This is a genomic window from Pseudomonas sp. C9, from assembly GCF_002000165.1.
Lineage (GTDB): Bacteria > Pseudomonadota > Gammaproteobacteria > Pseudomonadales > Pseudomonadaceae > Aquipseudomonas.
In genome coordinates, this window is sequence record NZ_MPAK01000001.1 from 4,270,905 (window position 1) to 4,292,503 (window position 21,599).

At 59.4% G+C, this 21,599-nt stretch carries 21 protein-coding genes; 13 read left to right on the top strand and 8 right to left on the bottom strand.

The window, feature by feature from the left end; genetic code table 11:
* The first annotated feature begins 29 nt into the window (after nucleotides 1-29).
* The 4 genes from BMS17_RS19965 (at nucleotide 30) to BMS17_RS19980 (ending at nucleotide 3,952) form a co-directional block, all read left to right on the top strand.
* Nucleotides 30-506, top strand: a complete 477-nt coding sequence (locus BMS17_RS19965; protein WP_046031721.1) for a hypothetical protein — start codon at nucleotides 30-32, stop codon at nucleotides 504-506.
* 165 nt (nucleotides 507-671) lie between these two features.
* Complete coding sequence (locus tag BMS17_RS19970; protein WP_046031722.1) at nucleotides 672-926, top strand: YkgJ family cysteine cluster protein; 255 nt, start codon at nucleotides 672-674, stop codon at nucleotides 924-926.
* Nucleotides 927-967: 41 nt separating this feature from the next.
* Nucleotides 968-1,573: an START domain-containing protein gene (locus tag BMS17_RS19975; RefSeq protein WP_046031723.1), complete on the top strand. Its 606-nt coding sequence runs from the start codon at nucleotides 968-970 to the stop codon at nucleotides 1,571-1,573.
* Nucleotides 1,574-1,858: 285 nt separating this feature from the next.
* Entirely contained in the window at nucleotides 1,859-3,952 is a 2,094-nt protein-coding gene (locus tag BMS17_RS19980) for an LTA synthase family protein (protein WP_077431563.1), read from the top strand.
* Nucleotides 3,953-4,012: 60 nt separating this feature from the next.
* Here BMS17_RS19980 and BMS17_RS19985 read toward each other — a convergent pair whose 3' ends face one another.
* On the bottom strand, nucleotides 4,013-4,171 hold the full coding sequence (locus BMS17_RS19985; protein WP_172825980.1) for a DUF3309 family protein: 159 nt from the start codon (nucleotides 4,169-4,171) through the stop codon (nucleotides 4,013-4,015).
* Nucleotides 4,172-4,450: 279 nt separating this feature from the next.
* On the opposite strand from BMS17_RS19985, the gene BMS17_RS19990 reads away from it, so the two are divergent.
* The 3 genes from BMS17_RS19990 to csrA all read left to right on the top strand — a co-directional run bounded on the left by BMS17_RS19990 (nucleotide 4,451) and on the right by csrA (nucleotide 6,002).
* The gene (locus BMS17_RS19990) at nucleotides 4,451-5,266 is read left to right on the top strand and encodes an SDR family oxidoreductase (protein WP_046031725.1); all 816 of its coding nucleotides are present in this window, start codon (nucleotides 4,451-4,453) and stop codon (nucleotides 5,264-5,266) included.
* A gap of 64 nt (nucleotides 5,267-5,330) precedes the next feature.
* Entirely contained in the window at nucleotides 5,331-5,663 is a 333-nt protein-coding gene (locus BMS17_RS19995; protein ID WP_077431565.1) for a YnfA family protein, read from the top strand.
* Nucleotides 5,664-5,816: 153 nt separating this feature from the next.
* Nucleotides 5,817-6,002: a carbon storage regulator CsrA gene (gene csrA, locus BMS17_RS20000; protein ID WP_077431567.1), complete on the top strand. Its 186-nt coding sequence runs from the start codon at nucleotides 5,817-5,819 to the stop codon at nucleotides 6,000-6,002.
* 5 nt (nucleotides 6,003-6,007) lie between these two features.
* On the opposite strand, the gene BMS17_RS20005 is transcribed toward csrA, so the two are convergent.
* From BMS17_RS20005 to mnmC, 5 genes are all read right to left on the bottom strand, one after another.
* Nucleotides 6,008-6,235, bottom strand: a complete 228-nt coding sequence (locus BMS17_RS20005) for a YheU family protein (RefSeq protein WP_003199186.1) — start codon at nucleotides 6,233-6,235, stop codon at nucleotides 6,008-6,010.
* Between the two features lie 209 nt (nucleotides 6,236-6,444).
* Nucleotides 6,445-7,635 carry an osmoprotectant NAGGN system M42 family peptidase gene (locus BMS17_RS20010; RefSeq protein WP_046031728.1) on the bottom strand — a complete coding sequence of 397 codons (1,191 nt, stop codon included), beginning with the start codon at nucleotides 7,633-7,635 and terminating at the stop codon, nucleotides 6,445-6,447.
* Between the two features lie 167 nt (nucleotides 7,636-7,802).
* Nucleotides 7,803-9,551 (bottom strand): N-acetylglutaminylglutamine synthetase, encoded by a 1,749-nt coding sequence (gene ngg, locus BMS17_RS20015; RefSeq protein WP_077431569.1) that lies wholly within the window; start codon nucleotides 9,549-9,551, stop codon nucleotides 7,803-7,805.
* A 3-nt stretch (nucleotides 9,552-9,554) separates the two neighbouring features.
* Nucleotides 9,555-11,327 (bottom strand): N-acetylglutaminylglutamine amidotransferase, encoded by a 1,773-nt coding sequence (locus BMS17_RS20020; protein ID WP_077431570.1) that lies wholly within the window; start codon nucleotides 11,325-11,327, stop codon nucleotides 9,555-9,557.
* 265 nt (nucleotides 11,328-11,592) lie between these two features.
* Complete coding sequence (mnmC, locus tag BMS17_RS20025) at nucleotides 11,593-13,572, bottom strand: bifunctional tRNA (5-methylaminomethyl-2-thiouridine)(34)-methyltransferase MnmD/FAD-dependent 5-carboxymethylaminomethyl-2-thiouridine(34) oxidoreductase MnmC (RefSeq protein WP_077431571.1); 1,980 nt, start codon at nucleotides 13,570-13,572, stop codon at nucleotides 11,593-11,595.
* Nucleotides 13,573-13,732: 160 nt separating this feature from the next.
* On the opposite strand from mnmC, the gene pap reads away from it, so the two are divergent.
* Complete coding sequence (gene pap / locus BMS17_RS20030; protein WP_077431572.1) at nucleotides 13,733-15,247, top strand: polyphosphate:AMP phosphotransferase; 1,515 nt, start codon at nucleotides 13,733-13,735, stop codon at nucleotides 15,245-15,247.
* 102 nt (nucleotides 15,248-15,349) lie between these two features.
* Nucleotides 15,350-16,534, top strand: a complete 1,185-nt coding sequence (locus tag BMS17_RS20035; RefSeq protein ID WP_046031733.1) for a thiolase family protein — start codon at nucleotides 15,350-15,352, stop codon at nucleotides 16,532-16,534.
* 110 nt (nucleotides 16,535-16,644) lie between these two features.
* Here BMS17_RS20035 and BMS17_RS20040 read toward each other — a convergent pair whose 3' ends face one another.
* Nucleotides 16,645-16,839 carry a DUF6316 family protein gene (locus BMS17_RS20040; protein WP_046031734.1) on the bottom strand — a complete coding sequence of 65 codons (195 nt, stop codon included), beginning with the start codon at nucleotides 16,837-16,839 and terminating at the stop codon, nucleotides 16,645-16,647.
* Nucleotides 16,840-17,037: 198 nt separating this feature from the next.
* On the opposite strand from BMS17_RS20040, the gene BMS17_RS20045 reads away from it, so the two are divergent.
* Nucleotides 17,038-17,997, top strand: a complete 960-nt coding sequence (locus tag BMS17_RS20045; protein WP_077431573.1) for a DMT family transporter — start codon at nucleotides 17,038-17,040, stop codon at nucleotides 17,995-17,997.
* A 131-nt stretch (nucleotides 17,998-18,128) separates the two neighbouring features.
* Here BMS17_RS20045 and BMS17_RS20050 read toward each other — a convergent pair whose 3' ends face one another.
* Nucleotides 18,129-19,523, bottom strand: a complete 1,395-nt coding sequence (locus tag BMS17_RS20050; RefSeq protein ID WP_046031736.1) for a class II fumarate hydratase — start codon at nucleotides 19,521-19,523, stop codon at nucleotides 18,129-18,131.
* 192 nt (nucleotides 19,524-19,715) lie between these two features.
* On the opposite strand from BMS17_RS20050, the gene BMS17_RS20055 reads away from it, so the two are divergent.
* The 3 genes from BMS17_RS20055 to BMS17_RS20065 all read left to right on the top strand — a co-directional run bounded on the left by BMS17_RS20055 (nucleotide 19,716) and on the right by BMS17_RS20065 (nucleotide 21,595).
* On the top strand, nucleotides 19,716-20,240 hold the full coding sequence (locus tag BMS17_RS20055; protein WP_046031737.1) for a DUF2059 domain-containing protein: 525 nt from the start codon (nucleotides 19,716-19,718) through the stop codon (nucleotides 20,238-20,240).
* A gap of 12 nt (nucleotides 20,241-20,252) precedes the next feature.
* A complete protein-coding gene (locus BMS17_RS20060) occupies nucleotides 20,253-20,552 on the top strand; it encodes a BolA family transcriptional regulator (protein ID WP_077431574.1) in 300 nt (99 codons plus the stop codon).
* 101 nt (nucleotides 20,553-20,653) lie between these two features.
* Nucleotides 20,654-21,595, top strand: coding sequence for a rhodanese-related sulfurtransferase (locus BMS17_RS20065; protein WP_046031738.1), 942 nt, complete (start codon nucleotides 20,654-20,656; stop codon nucleotides 21,593-21,595).
* The last annotated feature ends 4 nt before the right edge of the window (nucleotides 21,596-21,599 follow it).

Here is a 21,599-nt window from a genome sequence, read left to right on the forward strand (position 1 = left end):
GGCCCTCTGCCGTTAGCGCTGTTGGGTTCATGAAGCCGATTTTTCCTGCCGTCTGCCTGTCTTTTTGCCTGTTGATGACCGTTCAAGCCGAAGGCGTCATGGCGGCGGCTGGTCAGGAAAAACCGGCAGTCAGCGCAACGTCGAAAAAGCCGGCGCCCGCCAAGAAAGCCGCGCCAGCCAAAAAGAATGCGGCTGTGGTGAAAAAGCGACCACCCATTGCCTCCAAGTCGAAACCGGCCAGTGAAGTGGTGAAAACCCAGCTTCCTTCCGCCAATCTTGATTTGAGACTGCCCCCGCAAATGGCAGAAGAATTCAAACCGCTCGGCACTGTGCCTTTGCCCAGGCACGATCCGTTGTTGCCGCCCATGTTTGGCGAAAAAAAGCCGGACAGCAGCCCTTTTCAATTGAACGGCCGTTTGCTCAGCAACGAAATGCAGTTGCAACTGCGCAATGAAGAGCGCCGGGAAGTCGAAGGGGCGGCGCTGGATTTCGAGTTCAAGCAGTAAATCATTCCCATCCGTGACCCGCAGGCCAGACGCTTTGTCGGAGACTGGTCAGTCACGTTGATTTGAACGAAAAAACCCCGGTTCAGGTAATTTTAAACAACTGTTTTAGCGGTTACTCTGTGCCCCGTCCTTTTACATATCACACCTCGTGAGGAGCTCGTCGTCATGAAATGCCGTGAAGGCTGTGGCGCCTGTTGCATTGCCCCTTCCATCAGTTCACCGATTCCCGGTATGCCCAATGGCAAAGCCGCGGGCGAACGTTGCGTACAACTTTCGGTCGATAACCTGTGCAGCATCTTCGGCAACCCGGAGCGCCCCGCGGTGTGTTCGGCATTTGAAGCCGACGTCGAAGTGTGCGGAAGCAGCAGTGACGAGGCGATCAAATTGCTGGGATGGTGGGAGCAAATGACCGCGGCGTGATGTGTTCAAACAACGGAACTTCAACAATAAGGAATAAGACTATGGGTTCGCTGCATCGTATTGCTGTTTTGTGTGGACTGACCGCCGCGTTGGCCACCACGGCCGTTCAGGCTGAAGACTGGAAAGTCGCCAAGAACGAGGACGGCATCAAGGTCTCCCTGAGTGAAGTGCCTGGCTCGGACTACAAGGCCTACCAGGGCGTCGTATTGATGAAGACCACTGTTGCCAAACTGCGCGCACTGCAGGAAGACGTGTCCGGTGCCTGTGCCTGGATTCACGAATGCAAAACCCAAAAGCTGCTCAAGCATGAAGGTGACCAGAGCTGGACCTACACCCAATTCAATACCCCATGGCCGGTTACCCCGCGTGACTCGGTGCTGCACGTCACCACCGTCGAAGGTACCGATGGCAGCCTGACCCGCAAGCTCGAAGGCGTACCGAAATACGTCCCGGAAGAAAAAGGTTTCGTGCGCGTCACCAAGGTCGACGGCTTCTGGAAGTTCGTACCCAAGGGTGACCAGGTTGAAGTGACCTATCAGGTTCACACCGAGCCAGGCGGCAGCGTGCCGTCGATGGTTGCCAACAAGTTTGTGGTCGATGCGCCGTTCGATACTTTGAAAGCCCTGAAACAACGCGCCGAGAAGTAATCACAGCGTTGTTCTACAAAACGCCCCGACTGGTTCGGGGCGTTTGCGTTTTAACGCAGGCCCCGGTTTTATTGTGTTTCCGGATATGCGTTGCACAAAATTTTCACAATGGCTCCAAGACAATCCGCCCGCACCCGCCAGTCAAACAGTAATCAATGGCAATGAGGCGGGTGATCGTGCAACATTTGCGCACCGCGCAAGCCCCGGGGCCAGGTATTGGCTAACAGAGGGCAGGGCGCCGCAGTATTTTTTGAAACTTCAACTTCCAATGGGTCCTAAAACGACATGGCAAACCCGGACGCCCTGAATCAGCAGCGAGCTTCTAGTCGCCTGCTGCAACCGACCGTCAAATCGCACCTGGCCTACACGCTGCTGTGCGCCTTGATCATGATGGTCATGTTCAGCCTGCTGCGTGTTGCGCTGCTGGTCTACAACCGCTCGATGATCCTCGACACACCGGCTTCCACTTTCCTTGAAGCATTCGCCAACGGTCTGCGTTTCGACCTGCGACTGGTGGTCTACCTTTGCGTTCCGCTGTTGCTGGCACTGTTCAGCGCGCGGGCCATGGCTGCGCGCGGCTTCTTCCGTTTCTGGCTGACCATCGCGTCGAGCATCGCGCTGTTCCTCGGCCTGATGGAGATGGACTTCTACCGCGAGTTCCACCAGCGCCTCAACGGTCTGGTCTTCCAGTACGTGAAGGAAGACCCGAAAACCGTGATGAGCATGCTCTGGTACGGTTTCCCGGTGGTTCGCTATCTGCTGGCCTGGGCCTTTGGCACATTGATTCTGACCCTGGCGTTCAAGGGCGCTGATCGTGCGACCCGTCCTCGCGGCCCGTTCAGCGGCGGCAGCATCGGCACTCGCCAGATCGCCCCGTGGTATGCACGCATCGGCGTGTTCGTCGTTTGCCTGCTGATCTGCGTAGTGGCCGCTCGTGGCACTTTGCGTCAGGGCCCGCCGCTGCGCTGGGGTGACGTTTACACCACCGACTCGAACTTCGCCAACCAGTTGGGCCTCAACGGCACACTGTCGTTGATCGCGGCGGCCAAGAGCCGGATGTCCGAAGATCGCGACAACATCTGGAAAGCTACGCTGCCGCAGCCTCAGGCTCAGCAGACCGTGCGTGACATGCTGGTGATGAAAGACGAAAAACTGGTGGATGCCGACATCGCCGCCGTGCGTCGCGATTACATGCCACCGGCCGACAAGACCCTGCCGATCAAGAACGTGGTGGTGATCCTGATGGAAAGCATGGCCGGTCACTCGGTCGGCGCGTTGGGCGGCCCGGGTAACATCACCCCCTACCTCGACAAACTGTCGAAGGAAGGCCTGTTGTTCGACCGCTTCTTCTCCAATGGCACCCACACCCACCAGGGCATGTTTGCCACCATGGCCTGCTTCCCGAACCTGCCGGGTTTCGAATACCTGATGCAAACCCCGGAAGGCAGCCACAAATTGTCCGGCCTGCCGCAGTTGCTCAGTGCCCGCGACTTCGACGACGTATACGTCTACAACGGCGATTTCGCCTGGGATAACCAGTCGGGTTTCTTCAGCAACCAGGGCATGACCAACTTCATCGGGCGTAACGACTACGTGAACCCGGTGTTCTCCGACCCAACTTGGGGCGTGTCTGACCAGGATATGTTCGACCGTGGCCTGGTAGAGCTAAAGGCTCGTGAAAACGGCAAGCCGTTCTATGCCTTGCTGCAGACGCTGTCGAACCACACGCCGTATGCCTTGCCGACGCCATTGCCGGTTGAACGCGTGACTGATCGCGGCAACCTGAACGAACACCTGACCGCCATGCGCTACTCCGACTGGGCGCTCGGGCAATTCTTCGAGAAGGCGCGTAAAGAGCCGTACTTCAAGGAAACCCTGTTCGTGATCGTGGGTGACCATGGTTTCGGCAACGAACAGCAAATCACCGAAATGGACCTGGGCCGCTTCAACGTTCCGATGCTGATGATCGCGCCGGGTATCCAGGAAAAGTTCGGCCAGCGTGACCACACCGTCGGCACTCAGATCGACATCGTGCCGACCATCATGGGCCGTATCGGTGGCGAAGTGCGCCATCAGTGCTGGGGACGTGACCTGCTCAACCTGCCTGAAGGCGATGCCGGTTTTGGCGTGATCAAACCGTCGGGGAGCGAGCAGACTACCGCCATCCTTACGGCTGACCAGATCCTGGTGCTGCCAAAAGAAAAGGAAATGGAGCCGAAGGTGTACCGCTACGAACTGGGCGCCAACCCGCACGCCGAGATCGTTCCTAACGATCCGCGCACTGCCGAGTTGAAACTCAAGCTCGAGTCGTTCCTGCAAACGGCGACCAAAAGCCTGCTCGACAACACCGCCGGTGTGGTTGACGGCAAACCGGACTAAGTTTCCAGCGCATTAAAAAGAGGCCCTTTTCAAGGGCCTCTTTTTTTGCCTGTTAAACCGTTATATCCGGCCAAGCAAGAGCAAAATCAACAGCACCACCAATACCACGCCGATGATACCCGACGGGCCATAACCCCAACTTCTGGAGTGCGGGAAGACCGGCAGACCACCGATCAGCAAGAGAATGAGAATAACGATCAAAATTGTGCCCATGTCTATTACCTTGTTGGAAGTGTTATGGAAAGACCTGACTTTTAACTGTCTGCTGGAAGGTTAAAATTTCAAGCTGCTTACAAAGTCCGACTGATGCGCGAGTCGGAAAATTCCATGTTTTTTTAATGTTTTTTGAAGACCCGGCTATTTCTTTTTCACAGGATTAGTTGGAGCACACGCGCCCGCGGTTTGCTCGGGCCATTCAGCAATCTGATACAGCGTGGGTCGGGTTATGTCCTTCGCTACACTCAGCGCATCTTCCCCGGAACCACAAGGCTGTTTGCTATGCAAAATCGCATGATGATCACTGGCGCGGGCTCGGGCCTGGGTCGCGAAATCGCGCTGCGCTGGGCGCGTGAAGGCTGGCAACTGGCCTTGTCGGATGTCAGCGAGCCTGGCCTGCAAGAAACCCTCAAACTCGTTCGCGACGCCGGCGGTGATGGTTTTATCCAGCGTTGCGATGTACGCGACTACAGCCAACTGACGGCCTTCGCCCAGGCGTGCGAAGAGAAGCTCGGCGGCATCGATGTCATCGTCAACAATGCGGGCGTGGCGTCGGGCGGCTTCTTCAGCGAACTGTCCCTGGAGGATTGGGACTGGCAGATCGCGATCAACCTGATGGGTGTGGTCAAGGGCTGCAAGGCGTTCTTGCCGCTGCTGGAGAAAAGCAAAGGCAAGATCATCAACATCGCGTCGATGGCCGCCCTGATGCAAGGCCCGGCCATGAGCAACTACAACGTGGCCAAGGCCGGCGTTGTGGCGTTGTCGGAAAGCCTGTTGATCGAACTGGCACAACAGGAAGTAGGCGTGCATGTCGTATGCCCGTCGTTCTTCCAGACCAACTTGCTCGACTCTTTCCGCGGCCCGACCCCGGCGATGAAAGCCCAGGTCGGCAAATTGCTGGAAAGTTCGCCAATCACCGCCACCGACATTGCCGACTACATCTACAAGCAGGTGGCCGCCGGCGAATTCATGATCCTGCCTCACGAACAAGGCCGCATGGCGTGGGCGATCAAACAGAAGAACCCGCAACTGCTCTACAACGAAATGACCGTCATGGCCGACAAAATGCGCGCCAAGGCCAAACAAAACGCTGACTGAACTTGCCCATGGGTGTCAGCGTCGTTAGGGTGGCCGCCATCGGCCATCCTCACGAGGCATCTGCATGCTCAATTACCTGTGGTTTTTCCTCGCGGCGCTGTTCGAAATCGCTGGCTGTTTCGCGTTCTGGATGTGGTTGCGCCAAGGCAAAAGTGTTTGGTGGGTCGTGCCGGCACTGCTCAGCCTGACCTTGTTCGCGCTGCTGCTGACCCGCGTCGAAGCCGCCTACGCCGGTCGCGCCTACGCGGCCTACGGTGGCATTTACATCATCGCTTCAATTGGCTGGCTGGCGGTCGTCGAGCGGATTCGTCCATTGAGTTCGGACTGGATCGGCGTGGCGTTGTGCGTGATCGGCGCGAGCGTCATTTTGTTCGGCCCGCGCTTCTCGGTTTCCTGAAGGATTGTTCCTGCGTCCGAACGATTTGTCGGATGTTTCCGTCAGTGGTGGTCGTCCGGTGCTGTAGGGCCGGACTGATTTGTCGTCATCGCATTGAAGCCCTTCGATGCGCCGGGCATCTTCAAGGACCGGTAATCCTGAAGGACCAATGCCATGCTTGTACTCAGTCGTGTTGTGGGCGAGATGATTTCCATCGGTGACAACATTTCAGTGCGTATCCTCAACGTCAACGGCGCCAATGTGCGCTTTGGCGTCGAAGCGCCGCAAAACGTCAATGTGCATCGCGCCGAAGTCTATGAGCGCATCCAGGCCAAGCGGGCAAAGGCCAAGGGCCGCTGAACCGTTCAGTCAAACAGATGCTTGGGCACATCGTGCTTGAGCATCAATTGGCACTGCTCGCTTTCCGGATCGAAGACAATCAGCGCCTGGCCCTTGGTCAATGCCTGGCGAACCCGCAAAACGCGGGTTTCCAGCGGTGTATCGTCACCGTTGTCGGTGCCGTCACGGGTCACGAAGTCCTCGATCAGGCGGGTCAGGGTGTCGACTTCAAGTTGGTCGTGGGGAATCAGCATGGGCACCTCGGCTAAAACAATGTCAGGATGCTACGGCGAATGACCGCTTGCGACTAGCCTCGGCCTCATGCGTTGCCTGTGCGGACACCTTCGCGAGCAAGCCCGCTCCCACATTCAATTGCGTTCCTTCAGGAGGAACTCGGTCAAATGTGGGAGCGGGCTTGCTCGCGAAGGCGATCTGTCAGCCACTAAAGATACCAGGCCTGGAGTCAGCTATCGTTGCGCTGCCCGACAAGGCTATCCACCGAAGGCACCCGCGTATCACTTTCCATCTGCGTCTCATGTTCAAGCTGATGACTGAACCGGTCCAGCGAGCCCTTCGCCGGTTGCGCATCACTGGCAAACACTGGCGGACTCAAGATGTAGGCGCCGAGCAATCGACTCAACGCCGCCAAACTGTCGATGTGCGTACGCTCATAACCGTGCGTGGCGTCGCAACCAAAGGCGAGCAGGGCGGTGCGAATGTCATGCCCGGCGGTTACCGCCGAGTGCGCATCGCTGAAGTAGTAACGGAACAGGTCGCGGCGCACGGGCAGTTCATTGTCACTGGCCAGTCGCAGCAAATGACGCGACAAGTGATAGTCGTAAGGTCCGCCGGAATCCTGCATCGCCACACTGACGGCGTGTTCGCTGGAGTGCTGGCCGGGTGCGACGGGCGCAATGTCGATTCCGACGAATTCGCTAACGTCCCACGGCAACGCTGCCGCCGCGCCACTGCCGGTTTCCTCGGTAATGGTGAACAGTGGATGACAATCGATCATCAACGCTTCACCACTGTCGACGATGGCCTTGAGCGCCGCCAGCAGTGCGGCGACACCGGCCTTGTCGTCGAGATGGCGGGCGCTGATGTGGCCGCTTTCAGTGAATTCCGGCAACGGGTCGAAAGCCACGAAATCGCCCACGCTGATCCCCAGCGAATCGCAGTCGGCGCGGGTGGCGCAGTAGGCATCCAGGCGCAGTTCAACGTGATCCCAGCTGATCGGCATTTCGTCCACGGCCGTGTTGAAAGCATGCCCGGATGCCATCAGCGGCAACACGCTGCCGCGAATCACCCCGTTATCGGTGAACAGGCTGACCCGGCTGCCCTCGGCAAAACGGCTGGACCAGCAACCGACCGGCGCCAAGGCCAGGCGACCGTTATCCTTCACGGCACGAACCGCCGCACCGATGGTATCCAGGTGAGCGCAAACCGCACGGTCGGGGCTGCTTTTTTTGCCTTTGAGGGTTGCACGGATGGTTCCGCGCCGGGTCATTTCGAATGGAATGCCCAACTCTTCCAGGCGTTCGGCGACGTAGCGCACGATGGTGTCGGTGAACCCGGTCGGGCTGGGAATGGCGAGCATTTCCAGCAGGACTTTTTGCAGGTAATCGAGATCCGGTTCAGGGATTTTACTGGTCATGGAAACTCCTGATGGGTACAGAACATCGATGGTTTCGATGAGGGGGATAAGTTAGATTTTTGGTGCCTGGCACGCCGCCTTCGCGAGCAAGCCCGCTCCCACATTTGACCGAGTATCCCTGTGGGAGCGGGCTTGCTCGCGAAGGGGCCAGTTCAAGCACTACAGATCTAAAGGGCCGCCGGCTGACTGTGCGGAAACAACAAATCCACAAACCGCTCAGCCGTCGGCTGCGGTTCATGGTTGGCCAGCCCGGCGCGTTCATTGGCCTCGATAAACACATACTCAGGCTGGTCGGCGGCTCGCACCATCAGGTCGAGCCCGACCATCGGGATATCCAGCGCCCGTGCCGCCCGCATCGCGGCGTCGGCCAGGGTCGGATGCAGGATCGCCGTGACGTCCTCCAGAATCCCGCCTGTATGAAGATTCGCTGTCTTGCGTACGAACAGTTGCTCGCCCGCTGGCAGGACGCTGTTGTAGTCGTAACCCGCCGCATGCAACGTGCGCTGGGTTTCATGATCCAGCGGGATTTTGCTTTCACCACGGGTGGCGGCCTGCCGACGCCGGCTCTGGGCTTCGATCAATGCGCCGATGGCATGCTGACCATCGCCGATCACTTGCGCCGGGCGCCGAATCGCCGCCGCCACCACCTCAAACCCGATCACCACAATCCGCAGGTCCAGCCCTTCGTGGAAGCTTTCCAGCAGCACGCGACTGTCGAATTGGCGGGCGGCTTCGATGGCGTGCTGCACCTCTTCAATCGTGCGCAAATCCACGGCAACGCCCTGGCCTTGTTCGCCATCCAGTGGTTTGACCACCACGCGCTCGTGCTCATCGAGAAACGCCAGATTGTCATCGGCGTTACCGGCCAATTGTTGCGCAGGCAGGTTCAGCCCTGCGGCCTTGAGCACTTTGTGCGTCAGGCTTTTGTCCTGACACAAGCTCATGCTGATGGCGCTGGTCAGGTCGCTCAACGATTCGCGACAACGCACCCGGCGTCCGCCATGGCTGAGGGTGAACAGGCCCGCATCGGCATCATCCACCTGTACGTCAATGCCGCGCCGATGGGCTTCTTCGACGATGATTCGCGCATATGGATTGAAATTGGCCTGCGGCCCCGGTCCGAGAAACAGCGGCTGATTGATGCCGTTCTTGCGCTTGATGGCGAAGGTCGAGAGGTTGCGAAACCCGAGTTTGGCGTAGAGGCTTTTCGCCTGTCGGTTGTCGTGCAAAACGGACAAGTCCAGGCAACTGAGCCCACGGCTCATGAAGTGCTCGATCAAGTGACGCACCAACACTTCGCCCACACCCGGTCGTGAACACTGCGGGTCGACCGCCAGGCACCACAGGCTGCTGCCGTTTTCCGGGTCGTTGAACGCCTTGTGGTGGTTGAGGCCCATGACACTGCCAATGATTGCGCCGCTGTCTTCGTCTTCGGCCAGCCAATACACCGGGCCGCCCAGATGCCGTGGGGTCAACAGACTTGCATCGATCGGCAGCATGCCGCGCGCCTGATACAGCTGGTTGATGGCCTGCCAGTCCGCCTCGCTTTGTGCCCGACGAATGCGAAAACCACGAAACACGCGAGTGGCCTGACGGTAATCGCTGAACCACAAGCGCAAGGTGTCCGAGGGGTCGAGAAAAAGCTGTGCCGGCTCCAGCCCGAGTATTTGTTGAGGCGCGGCGACGTACAGCGCAATGTCGCGCTCGCCCGGCTGCTCGTTGAGCAACGCTTGGGCGAGGCTGGCCGGATCAGGAAAGGTGTGCCCGATCAGCAACCGGCCCCAGCCGCAATGCACGGCAATCGGCGCGGCGCTCAAGGCGCTGCCATCTTCGGCCAGACGCGCCTGCAAGCGTTCATAAGAAGGTGGCTGGCCGCGCAGCAAGCGTTGGCTATAAGCCGTGGCGTGGGGTTTCATCGATCAGATTCCTTGCTCGCTGAGCCACAGGTTCAGGGCCGCCAGTTGCCACAGCTTTGAGCCGCGTAACGGAGTCAATTGACCCTGCGGATCCGTCAGCAACCGGTCGAGCATGGCCGGGTTGAACAGGCCGCGATCCTGACTGGGGTCGAGCAACAGGTCGCGTACCCAGTTCAGCGTGTCACCTTGCAAATGCTTGAGGCCTGGCACTGGGAAGTAACCTTTCTTGCGGTCGATGACTTCGCTCGGAATCACCGATCTCGCGGCTTCTTTCAAGACGTGTTTGCCACCGCCCGGCAGTTTGAATTTGCCCGGCACGCGGGCCGACAATTCCACCAGGCGATAGTCAAGAAACGGCGTGCGTGCCTCCAGCCCCCAGGCCATGGTCATGTTGTCGACGCGTTTGACCGGGTCGTCCACCAGCATCACCGTGCTGTCCAGACGCAAGGCCTTGTCCACTGCCGCCTCGGCACCGGGCTGTGCGAAATGTTCCTTCACGAAGTCACCGGCGGCGTCATTCGCCGTCAGCCATTTCGGCTGCACAGTGGCTGCGTACTCCTCATGGCTGCGGTCGAAGAACGCCTCGCGATAAGCCGTGTACGGATCGCTTGCGCCATCGACCTGCGGATACCAGTGATAACCGGCGAACAGCTCGTCCGCACCTTGGCCGCTTTGCACCACTTTGCAATGCTTGGCCACTTCGCGTGAGAGCAGATAGAAGGCGATGCAGTCATGACTGACCATCGGCTCGCTCATGGCGCGGAACGCCGCCGGCAGTTGCTCGATGATCTCTTTTTCATCAATGCGTAATTGATGATGCCGGGTGCCGTAGTGGGTGGCGATGAGGTCCGAATACTGGAACTCGTCGCCGCGTTCGCCGCCGGCATCCTCAAAGCCAATGGAGAAGGTCGACAGGTTTTCCACGCCGACTTCACGCAACAGCCCGACCAACAGGCTTGAATCCACGCCGCCCGAGAGCAGAACGCCGACATCGACCGCCGCCCGTTGGCGGATCGCCACGGCGTCGCGCGTGCTATCGAGGACACGGTCACGCCAGTCTTCGAGGGTCAGGTCGATCTCGTCGGCGCGTGGACCATAGGGCAGCGTCCACCAGGTTTTCTGTTCGGTGCTGCCGTCCGCTTCGATGCGCATCCAGGTCGCCGGTGGCAGTTTTTCAATGCCGGCCAGCAGGGTACGCGGCGCCGGGACCACAGCGTGGAAGTTCAGGTAATGATTGAGCGCCACCGGGTCGAGAATCGGGTTGATGTCGCCACCCTTGAGCAACGCCGGCAACGCTGAGGCAAAGCGCAGGCGCTGACCGGTGCGCGACAGGTACAGCGGCTTCACACCGAGTCGGTCGCGGGCGATGAACAATCGTTGGGCGTCGCGCTCCCAAATGGCGAACGCAAACATGCCGTTTAGCTTGGGCAGCAAGGCTTCACCCCAGGCGTGATAGCCCTTGAGCAGCACTTCGGTGTCCCCGCCGGAGTAGAACGCATAACCGAGATTTTCGAGCTCGGTGCGTAACTCGGGGAAGTTATAGATCGCGCCGTTGAAGGCCAGGGACAGGCCCAGTTGATTGTCGATCATCGGCTGCGCCGAGCCGTCCGACAGGTCCATGATTTTCAAGCGCCGATGGCCCAGGGCAATCGGTCCTTGAGCATGAAAACCCCACGCGTCAGGGCCACGAGGGGCCAAGTGATGGGTGATTCGTTCAACGGCCGCGAGGTCCGCAGGTTGATGATCGAAGCGTAACTCGCCAGCTAATCCGCACATAAAATCCTTACCGGTTTTTCCGTTGGGGAGGGTCAATCGATACCCGGCCAAATCGGCGAGTACTCAGAAACTGACCCAGTGGGACTGTGGGAGTTTTAGATCGATAAGTAATAAGCCCGTGTGGTGGACGGGGCGGTCTTACCCGAAAAAAGGTGGGGGCGTGCGGTACATATTGCTGCCAAACATTGAAAATCCTGCTGTATCAACCACTGAACAGACCAGATTTTCGTGCTGTTAATCGGTCATTGAACGAGCTACTTCGGGGTCATTGACCCCGAATCAAACGCCGCAGCGCAAAACGGTTGGGATGACAGGCTTCGGCCACGGCCCTGGGCAGTGGCAGGGGTTCGTCATCGAGCCAGGCGGCAAGCAATTCGCCTGCTAACGGCGCGGTGATCAATCCCCGTGAACCATGGCCGCTGTTGACGTACAAGCCGTCCAGCCATGGGCAAGGGATGTCCGGCGTTTGCCGGGCATCCTTGCTCAGGGCGATGTAAGCGTCGGCGAAAGCCAGGCTATCGGCCAAGGGGCCGACAATCGGCAAGTAGTCCGGGCTGGTGCAGCGAAACGCCGCGCGACCTTCAAGTGCTTCAGGTTGCAGGGTGTGCGCGCCGAGCCGTGTGACCAGATCCGCCGAAATCTCTTCGAGCATGTTCAGGTTGCCGGCATGCTCGGCCGCCGTGGGTGTCAGGTCATCGCTGTTGAAATCGAAACTGGCGCCCAGTGTGTGTTCACCCATCCGGGCCGGCGCGACATACCCTTCGGCGCAGACCACAGTACTCAGGCTTTGGCTGCCAGGTGTCTGATGCAGACGAGTGATCTGTCCGCGAATGCGTTTGAGCGGCAGTTCGCTGCTGTAGGGGAAACGCTTGATCTCGGCTGCGCCGGCCAGCACCACGACCGGTGCGCTCGCCAGCAAGGTCTCGCCATCCCAGGCTTGCCACTGATTATCCTGGCGACGCAGTTCCAGGACCTCGTGGTGCATCAGGAGCTTGATATTCGGTTGCCCGGCTTGCCATTGGCACAAGGCGGGCGGGTGCACCCAACCGCCTTCGGGATAAAACAGGCCGCCCGATTGCAGGCCGATGCCGGCACGGCTCTGGGCCTGCTCTCGATCCAGTGTGTGCAATAAATCCTCGGGGAACGCCGCCGCCAGTTGCGCCTGACGCTGCGCTTCCTTGGCATTGAACGCCAGTTGCAGGACACCACAACCGTCCCAGTCGAGGCCCCGCTGCAAATGCTCAAGCAAACGTCGGGTGTAGCCAAAACCGCTGACAATCAATTGCGACAGCGCCGTGCCATGGGCCGAAAGCTTGAGGTAAAGCACGCCCTGTGGATTGCCCGAGGCTTCCTGCGCCAGCGCGTCGTGGCGCTCCAGCAGGCTCACCTGCCAACCCCGCGCCGCCAGGCTGGCAGCGCTTGCACAACCGGCCAGGCCGGCACCGATGACCAAGGCATGACGCTCGCCCGTCAACGGCGCCGGACGCGTAAACCAGGGTTTTACGGCAATGGGCGCAACGGCGTCCTCGGGCCATCCGAGGAACACGCCCCGCAGGATTTCCCACTTGTGGCCGATGCCCGGCGTGCGCTTCATCTTGAACCCTGCGCCATTGAGCAAGCGTCGCACCCAACCGGTACTGGTGAACGTGCTGATGGTCGAGCCGGGCGCTGCCAGCCGTGCCAGTTCGGCAAACAGTTCGGCGGTCCACATGTCGGGGTTTTTTGCCGGGGCGAAACCGTCGAGAAACCAGGCGTCAATCTGTGCGTCCAGCTGCGGCAACTGTTCAAGCGCATCGCCAATCAACAGGGTCAACGTCACGCGACCGTTATCCAGAATCAGGCGCTGGAAGCCTTGATGAATGGCCACGTACTGGGCGAGCAATTGATCGGCGAACGGTTTGAGTTCTGGCCACAACGCCAGGGCTCGCTGCAGGTCGGGCAAGCTCAGAGGGTACTTTTCGACGCTGACGAAGTGCAGCCGTGCACCCGCCACGGCGTGCTGTTCGAACAATTGCCAGGCACACAGAAAATTCAATCCGGTGCCGAAGCCCGTCTCGCCAATCACCAGTCGGCCGCCGTCCGCCAACGTGCTGAAACGCTCACGCAGAGCGTTTTGCTCAAGGAACACGTAGCGGGTTTCTTCGAGGCCCGACTTGTCGGAAAAATAGACATCGTCGAACACTCGCGAGTACGGACGACCCTGGTCATCCCAGTCGAGTTGGGCGTGAGGCAATACAGGTTTCATGGCAGGCTCGGCAACGGCAAGGCCGCCATTCTAGCCGATCGACGGGACGCTGCCTGATCCATGGCAAGGTCCATGGCGGTCCCGACAGTGAAAATCGGATTTCTCCCCCGCTGGAGGAATCAATCCGCTAGTCTTGCTCACATCTGGAAGGGAGCCGCCCATGTTTGAGTCTGCTGAAATCGACCACGCCATTGACAAAGAAACCTATGACGCCGAAGTGCCGGCACTGCGCGAAGCCTTGCTCGAAGCTCAGTTTGAGCTAGGCCAGCAGAGCCGGTTTCCGGTGATCATTCTGATCAACGGCATCGAAGGTGCCGGCAAGGGCGAGACGGTCAAGTTGCTCAACGAATGGATGGACCCGCGCCTGATCGAGGTCCGCACGTTCGACCAGCAAACCGACGAAGAGCTGTCACGGCCACCGGCCTGGCGCTATTGGCGGATGCTTCCCGCCAAGGGACGCATGGGGATTTTCTTCGGAAACTGGTACAGCCAGATGCTTCAGGGCCGGGTCCATGGCGAGTTCAAGGACCCACGACTCGACCAGGCCATCAACGCGGCCGAGCGTCTGGAGAAAATGCTGTGCGATGAAGGCGCGTTGATCGTCAAGTTCTGGTTCCACCTCTCCAAGAAACAAATGAAGGCCCGCCTTAAAGCGTTGGCCGACGACCCTTTGCACAGCTGGCGCATCAGCCCGCTGGATTGGCAGCAATCGCAAACGTATGACCGGTTCGTGAAGTTCGGCGAGCGGGTATTGCGTCGCACCAGTCGTGACTACGCGCCGTGGCATGTGATCGCCGGGATGGACGCGCGCTATCGCAGCCTGGTGGTGGGCAAGATTCTGCTCGATAGCCTGCACGGCGCACTGAAGCGGCCGAAGATACACCCGGAAAAAGTCAGTGCCGCGCCCGTATTCCCCAGCGTCGATCAAGTGAACCTGCTCGACAGCCTCGACCTGACCCAGCAACTGGACAAAGACGACTACGAAGAGCAGTTGGTAACTGAACAGGCGCGGTTTTCCGGGTTGATGCGTGACAAGCGCATGCGCCGACATGCGCTGGTGGCGGTGTTCGAAGGCAACGATGCGGCGGGCAAGGGCGGGGCGATTCGCCGGGTGGCGGCGGCGCTTGATCCGCGTCAGTACAGCATCGTGCCGATTGCCGCGCCCACTGAAGAAGAGCGGGCGCAACCCTATTTGTGGCGTTTCTGGAGACACCTTCCGGCGCGGGGCAAGTTCACAGTGTTCGATCGTTCCTGGTACGGACGGGTGCTGGTAGAGCGCATCGAAGGATTCTGCAGCCCGGCGGACTGGCTGCGCGCCTACAGCGAAATCAACGATTTCGAAGAGCAGGTCGCTGATGCCGGGGTGATCGTGGTCAAGTTCTGGCTGGCCATCGACAAACAGACGCAGCTGGAACGCTTCCAGGAGCGCGAACAGATCCCCTTCAAGCGGTTCAAGATTACGGAGGATGACTGGCGCAATCGCGACAAATGGGACGCGTACCGCGCCGCGGTCGGCGACATGGTTGACCGTACCAGCACGGAAATCTCTCCCTGGACCCTGGTCGAAGCCAATGACAAGCGCTGGGCGCGGGTCAAGGTGCTGCGCACCATTAATCTGGCGCTGGAAGAGGCGTTCGAAAAGTCCGACAAGAAGGCGAAGAAACACAAGGACTGAGTCGATGGTTACGCATACGCGGGATGAATGATTGTCGCGGTCGATTGTGAGGTGGACATATGCTCGGTCCACTCTCAACCGATAACAACAATGAGGTATGCCATGCGTGAAGTGGTGATCGTCGACAGCGTGCGGACCGGCCTGGCCAAGTCCTTTCGCGGCAAGTTCAACCAGACCCGTCCGGACGACATGGCGGCGCATTGTGTCGACTCGTTGCTAGCGCGCAACGGCATCGACCCGGCCAGCGTCGAGGATTGCATCGTCGGTGCGGGCTCCAACGAAGGCGCGCAGGGCTACAACATCGGGCGCAATGTCGCCGTGCTCTCGCGCTTGGGCATTGGCACCGCCGGCATGACCCTCAACCGCTTTTGCTCCTCGGGCTTGCAGGCGATTGCCATTGCCGCCAACCAGATTGCTTCGGGGTGCAGCGACATCATCGTGGCCGGTGGCGTCGAATCCATCAGCCTGACCATGAAAAGCGTCAACACCGATAACCTGATCAACCCGCTGCTCAAGGAGCAGGTGCCGGGCATTTACTTCCCGATGGGGCAGACCGCCGAAATCGTCGCCCGTCGTTACAACGTCAGCCGCCAGGAGCAAGACCTGTACGCCTTGCAAAGCCAGCAGCGCACCGCCCAGGCGCAGGCCGCCGGTCTGTTCGATGATGAAATCGTGCCGATGGCGGTGAAGTACCGCGTGGAAGACAAGGCCACCGGTGCGATTCAAATCCTCGATGGCATCGTTGATCGCGATGACTGCAATCGGGCGGACACCACGCTGGAAAGCCTGGCGGGACTGAAGCCGGTGTTTGCTGAAGACGGCTCGGTGACGGCGGGCAACTCCTCGCAGCTGTCCGACGGTGCCTCGATGACGCTGGTGATGAGCCTGGAAAAAGCCCTGGAACTGGGGCTCAAGCCGAAGGCGTTTTTCCGTGGTTTCACGGTCGCCGGGTGCGAGCCGGATGAAATGGGCATCGGCCCGGTGTTCTCGGTGCCGAAGTTGCTCAAGGCCAAGGGCTTGCAGGTTGCCGACATTGATCTGTGGGAGCTCAACGAAGCGTTTGCCTCGCAGTGCCTGTACAGCCGAAATCGGCTGGAGATCGATAACGAGAAGTACAACGTCAATGGCGGTTCGATTTCCATCGGGCACCCGTTCGGCATGACCGGCTCGCGTCAGGTCGGGCATCTGGTGCGTGAGTTGCAGCGCCGCAATTTGCGCTACGGCATCGTTACCATGTGCGTGGGCGGCGGGATGGGCGCGACGGGGTTGTTTGAGGCGGTGCGTTAAATTCGCAAAGCTGTGTCGCCTGATCAACCGCTATCGCGGGCAAGCCCGCTCCCACATTGGAATGCGATCAACTGTGGGAGCGAGTCTGCTCGCGAAGGTAGCGCCTCGGTCTAAAGCTGGGCACTCGATGCCTGCATCCGCTCGATGTACGCCTGAATCTCGCGCTGCGCCGCCTCTGCATTATTAAACGGCCCCTCCAGCGTGTTTTCACGGGTACTGAAAAACAACTCCCCATTCACGCGACACAACCGGTCACTGCGAAAGTGTGTCGCGGGGGCTTTGTCCTGGGCGCGCATGCCGTACATGGCGATTCTCCTGAAAGTGATCCGATGAGCTTATGCACGAACCCCTTGGCACGCCTGAGCAACTGATCGACGGCCGATCGTCAATTAGTTGCTGCGACCTGCACAGTTTCATTTGCGCCTGCTCGCCAACTGTCCCTGTGTGCCAGGCCTCTCTGCGCCTAGAATGACGATTCTCGCCATCTGGCTGTTGGGGTTCGCATGCACATTTCATCCGGTCGCTGGGTTTACGGTCTGTTTCTGGCCCTGCTGACTGCGCTGCTGTGGGGAATCCTGCCGATCAAACTCAAGCAAGTGCTGCTGGTGATGGACCCGGTGACCGTCACCTGGTTTCGCTTGATCGTATCCGGCGGGTGCCTGTTCGTTTATCTGGCGGCGACCAAACGTTTGCCGAGCCGCAAAGTGCTCGGCCCGCGCGGTGGCTGGCTGGTGCTGATGGCGGTGCTCGGTCTGGTCGGTAACTACGTGTTGTACTTGATGGGTTTGAACTTGCTCAGCGCCGGCACCGCGCAATTGGTGGTGCAGATGGGCCCGATCATGTTGCTGATCGCCAGTCTGTTTGTGTTCAAGGAACGCTTCAGCGTGGGGCAGGGGGTTGGGCTGCTGGTGTTGCTGGTCGGTTTCGCCCTGTTTTTCAATCAGCGCCTGGCCGAGTTACTCACTTCGTTGACCGAATACACCACCGGCGTGCTGCTGGTGTTGCTGGCGTCCACGGTCTGGACCTTCTACGCCTTGGGGCAGAAGCAACTGCTGACCGTGTGGAATTCGTTGCAGGTGATGATGGTGATCTACCTGTTCTGTGCGCTGTTGCTGACGCCGTGGGTGCACCCACTGGAAGCGCTGCAACTGAGCCCGCTGCAAGGCTGGCTGCTGCTGGCGTGCTGCATGAATACGCTGATTGCCTATGGCGCGTTTGCCGAAGCGTTGGCCCATTGGGAAGCTTCGCGGGTGAGTGCGACGCTGGCGATCACGCCGTTGGTGACGTTTGCCGCGGTGGCCGTGGCGGCATGGTTGTGGCCTGATTTTGTGCATGCCGAGACGATCAACGGTCTGGGCTATGGCGGGGCGGTGCTGGTGGTGCTGGGGTCGGCGCTGGTGGCGTTGGGGCCTTCGTTGATTGCCGGGCTCAAGGCCCGGAAGGTGCGGATGGCGGCCGGTTAAACCGCGTCATCGTTCATCGCGGGCAAGCCATGCTCCTACGGGTTTTGTGTCGATACCGGACATTTTGATCGACGCAAAACCCGTAGGAGCATGGCTTGCCCGCGATGGCTGACTGTCAGGCGCTACACATCTCAGCCCTTGGCCCCGGCCTCCAGCATGTTTTCCGGCCGCACCCACGCATCAAACTGTTCATCGGTCAGATAACCCAACTGCAACGCCGCCTCCCGCAACGTCAGCCCCTGCGCATACGCCTTCTTGGCAATCTCTGCCGATTTGTCATAGCCGATGTGCGGGTTCAACGCGGTCACCAGCATCAAGCCCCGCTCCAGATGTTCAGCCATTTGCTCTGCGTCCGGCTCAAGTCCGGCAATGCAGTGCTGCTGGAAGTTGCTGCAGCCATCGCCCAGCAGGCGGATAGATTGCAGCAGGTTGTGGATGATCACCGGTTTGAACACATTCAATTGCAGATGGCCCTGGCTCGCCGCAAACCCGATGGCGACGTCGTTGCCCAAGACCTGGCAAGCCAGCATCGATAGCGCTTCGCACTGCGTCGGATTGACCTTGCCCGGCATGATCGAGCTGCCCGGTTCGTTGGCCGGTAATTTCACTTCAGCAAAACCGGCTCGTGGCCCGGAGCCCAGCAGGCGCAAGTCGTTGGCGATTTTCATCAGGGTCACCGCCAGGGTTTTCAGTGCACCCGACAGGGTCGTCAGCGGCTCATGACCGGCCAGCGCGGCGAATTTGTTCGGCGCCGTGATGAAAGGCAGGCCGGAGAGGGCGGCCAGTTCGGCGGCAATCGCTTCGCCAAAACCGTGAGGCGAATTCAGCCCCGTGCCGACCGCGGTACCGCCCTGGGCCAGCTCACATACGGCTGGCAACGCGCTGCGGATCGCCCGTTCGGCGTAATCCAGTTGCGCGATGAACGCCGAAACTTCCTGGCCGAACGTGATCGGCGTGGCGTCCATCATGTGCGTTCGGCCGGTCTTGACCAGTTTCATGTGGCGCGCTGCCAGCTCGGCCAGGCCTCCCGACAATTCACTGATCGCCGGTAACAACTGCTGCTGAACGGCCTGCGCCGCGGCGATGTGCATGGCGGTGGGGAAACAGTCATTGGAGCTCTGGGAGCGATTGACGTGATCGTTGGGGTGCACCGGCGACTTGCCGCCGCGTGGGTTGCCGGCCAGCTCGTTGGCGCGGCCAGCGATCACTTCATTGACGTTCATATTGCTTTGGGTGCCGCTGCCGGTCTGCCAGACCACCAGCGGGAACTGGTCGTCATGGTTGCCATCGAGCACTTCGTCCGCCGCCTGTTCGATCAGCCGGGCGATGTCGGCGGGCACGTCGCCGTTACGGTCGTTGACTCGCGCCGCGGCTTTTTTGATCAGTGCCAGGGCATGCAGCACCGCCAGCGGCATTTTTTCGTTGCCGATGGCGAAGTTAATCAGCGAGCGTTGCGTCTGAGCGCCCCAGTAAGCTTCATCGGGGACTTCCACCTGGCCAAGGCTGTCGGTTTCGATACGGCTCATCATGCACACTCCTGTAGGTCTGATAGCGCAGTTTAGGCCGTGATCGTCGGCCGTGGTTCCATCTGACAGGTTTTTGAGCCTTCAACCCCTCTAATTCAGGCCCGACAAGGCTTGGGGTTGAGCGACACACTTTTTTAGGCGCAGAATGGACGCCCTTGGGGTTTTACCTCGCCTGCTAGAAAAGGAAACTCGATGACTCGTCTTCGTGCCATCTGTACCGCGGTTGCACTGGTTTGCGCCAGCGGCCCTGTTTTTGCCGATACCGCCAGCCATAACGCCAGTGCCGAAGCTTTCCTGACCCTGGCGCACGCTGACAAATTGGGCACTCCGGTGTACATGCAAGTGCAGCAAATGTTCGCTCAGCGCTTTGAACAGACCAAAGCCCCTGAATCGAAAAAAGCGTTGCTGGAAACGTATCAGGCCAAAGCCAACGCTGCGCTGGACCAAGCCATTGGCTGGAACAAGCTGAAACCGGAAATGGTCAAGCTCTACACCGCCAACTTCAGCGAGTCCGAGCTCAAAGACCTGGTTGCGTTCTACCAGTCGCCACTGGGCAAGAAAGTCCTGGAAAAGATGCCACAGCTGACTCAGCAATCGGCCCAGATGACTCAAGCCAAGCTGGAAAGCGCAGTGCCTGTAGTCAACAAGCTGCTGGCTGACATGACGGCCGAGCTGGAGCCGAAAGGCGCCGCCGCTCCAGCCAAGAAAAAGCCTTAAGCGGAGTTCGGTATGACCATGCAACAACGCATCGAATCGACACTGGGCCTGTTACAGCCGCAACACCTGCAAGTGCTGGATGAAAGCCACATGCACAGCCGTGGGGTGCAGACTCACTTCAAGGCCGTGGTGGTCAGCCAGCAGTTCGAAGGGCTGAATCGCGTCAAGCGTCACCAGAAAGTCTACGGCACGCTCGGCGAGTTGATGGGCGAGTTCCATGCGTTGGCGCTGCATACCTACACGCCCGAGGAATGGGCACAGATCGACGCGGCCCCGGCCTCACCGACCTGTGCTGGCGGCAGCAAGCATTAAACCCGCGTTTTTTGCTAGAATCCGCAACGCGCCGCTCACCCGGCGCGTTTTTTTTGAATCCGGTTCACCCTTTGCGAGGGTAGCCACCTGGAGAAACACCCATGACACAACAGATTGTCGTGGCGGCACTGTATAAGTTCGTCACCCTGCAAGATTACGTCGCCCTGCGCGAGCCACTGCTGCAAGCCATGGTCGACAACGGCATCAAAGGCACACTGCTGATCGCTGAAGAAGGCATCAACGGCACTGTGTCCGGTACCCGCGAAGGCATCGACGGACTGATGGCCTGGCTCAAGAACGACCCACGCATGGACGACATCGATCACAAAGAGTCGTACTGCGACGATCAGCCGTTCTATCGCACCAAAGTCAAACTCAAGAAAGAAATCGTCACCCTGGGTGTTGATGGCGTGGACCCGAACAAAAAGGTCGGCACCTACGTTGATCCGCAGGACTGGAATGCATTGATCAACGATCCGGAAGTGCTGTTGATCGACACCCGCAACGATTACGAAGTATCGATTGGCACCTTCGAAGGCGCCATCGACCCGAAAACCACCAGTTTTCGCGAATTTCCCGACTACATCAAAGCCAACTTCGACCCGGCCGTGCACAAGAAGGTCGCGATGTTCTGCACCGGCGGCATCCGTTGCGAGAAAGCGTCGAGCTACATGCTCAGCGAAGGTTTCGATGAGGTCTATCACCTCAAGGGCGGTATCCTGAAGTACCTCGAAGAGGTGCCGCAGGAAGAAACCAAATGGCAGGGCGACTGCTTTGTGTTCGATAACCGTGTGACCGTTCGTCATGACCTCAGCGAAGGTGATTACGATCAGTGTCATGCCTGTCGTACACCAGTCAGCGTTGAAGACCGCGCCTCAGAGCACTACGTGGCCGGCATCAGTTGCCCGCATTGCTGGGACACCTTGAGCGAAAAAACCCGGCGCAGCGCCATTGATCGGCAGAAGCAGATCGAACTGGCCAAGGCGCGCAACTTGCCTCACCCGATCGGCTACAACTACAAGCAAACTCCTTCCGAGGCTTGAACCA

Bases quoted from the DNA above. Each gene is read 5' to 3' on its own strand.
- csrA (WP_077431567.1), top strand. From the start codon at position 5,817: ATGCTTGTACTCAGTCGTGTTGTGGGCGAGATGATTTCCATCGGTGAC.
- pap (WP_077431572.1), top strand. From the start codon at position 13,733: ATGTTTGAGTCTGCTGAAATCGACCACGCCATTGACAAAGAAACCTAT.
- BMS17_RS19990 (WP_046031725.1), top strand. From the start codon at position 4,451: ATGCAAAATCGCATGATGATCACTGGCGCGGGCTCGGGCCTGGGTCGC.
- BMS17_RS20010 (WP_046031728.1), bottom strand. From the start codon at position 7,635: ATGACCAGTAAAATCCCTGAACCGGATCTCGATTACCTGCAAAAAGTC.
- BMS17_RS19995 (WP_077431565.1), top strand. From the start codon at position 5,331: ATGCTCAATTACCTGTGGTTTTTCCTCGCGGCGCTGTTCGAAATCGCT.
- BMS17_RS20050 (WP_046031736.1), bottom strand. From the start codon at position 19,523: ATGAGCCGTATCGAAACCGACAGCCTTGGCCAGGTGGAAGTCCCCGAT.
- mnmC (WP_077431571.1), bottom strand. From the start codon at position 13,572: ATGAAACCTGTATTGCCTCACGCCCAACTCGACTGGGATGACCAGGGT.
- BMS17_RS20055 (WP_046031737.1), top strand. From the start codon at position 19,716: ATGACTCGTCTTCGTGCCATCTGTACCGCGGTTGCACTGGTTTGCGCC.
- BMS17_RS20045 (WP_077431573.1), top strand. From the start codon at position 17,038: ATGCACATTTCATCCGGTCGCTGGGTTTACGGTCTGTTTCTGGCCCTG.
- BMS17_RS20035 (WP_046031733.1), top strand. From the start codon at position 15,350: ATGCGTGAAGTGGTGATCGTCGACAGCGTGCGGACCGGCCTGGCCAAG.
- BMS17_RS19965 (WP_046031721.1), top strand. From the start codon at position 30: ATGAAGCCGATTTTTCCTGCCGTCTGCCTGTCTTTTTGCCTGTTGATG.
- ngg (WP_077431569.1), bottom strand. From the start codon at position 9,551: ATGAAACCCCACGCCACGGCTTATAGCCAACGCTTGCTGCGCGGCCAG.
- BMS17_RS20060 (WP_077431574.1), top strand. From the start codon at position 20,253: ATGACCATGCAACAACGCATCGAATCGACACTGGGCCTGTTACAGCCG.
- BMS17_RS19970 (WP_046031722.1), top strand. From the start codon at position 672: ATGAAATGCCGTGAAGGCTGTGGCGCCTGTTGCATTGCCCCTTCCATC.
- BMS17_RS20065 (WP_046031738.1), top strand. From the start codon at position 20,654: ATGACACAACAGATTGTCGTGGCGGCACTGTATAAGTTCGTCACCCTG.
- BMS17_RS20040 (WP_046031734.1), bottom strand. From the start codon at position 16,839: ATGTACGGCATGCGCGCCCAGGACAAAGCCCCCGCGACACACTTTCGC.
- BMS17_RS20005 (WP_003199186.1), bottom strand. From the start codon at position 6,235: ATGCTGATTCCCCACGACCAACTTGAAGTCGACACCCTGACCCGCCTG.
- BMS17_RS20020 (WP_077431570.1), bottom strand. From the start codon at position 11,327: ATGTGCGGATTAGCTGGCGAGTTACGCTTCGATCATCAACCTGCGGAC.
- BMS17_RS19980 (WP_077431563.1), top strand. From the start codon at position 1,859: ATGGCAAACCCGGACGCCCTGAATCAGCAGCGAGCTTCTAGTCGCCTG.
- BMS17_RS19975 (WP_046031723.1), top strand. From the start codon at position 968: ATGGGTTCGCTGCATCGTATTGCTGTTTTGTGTGGACTGACCGCCGCG.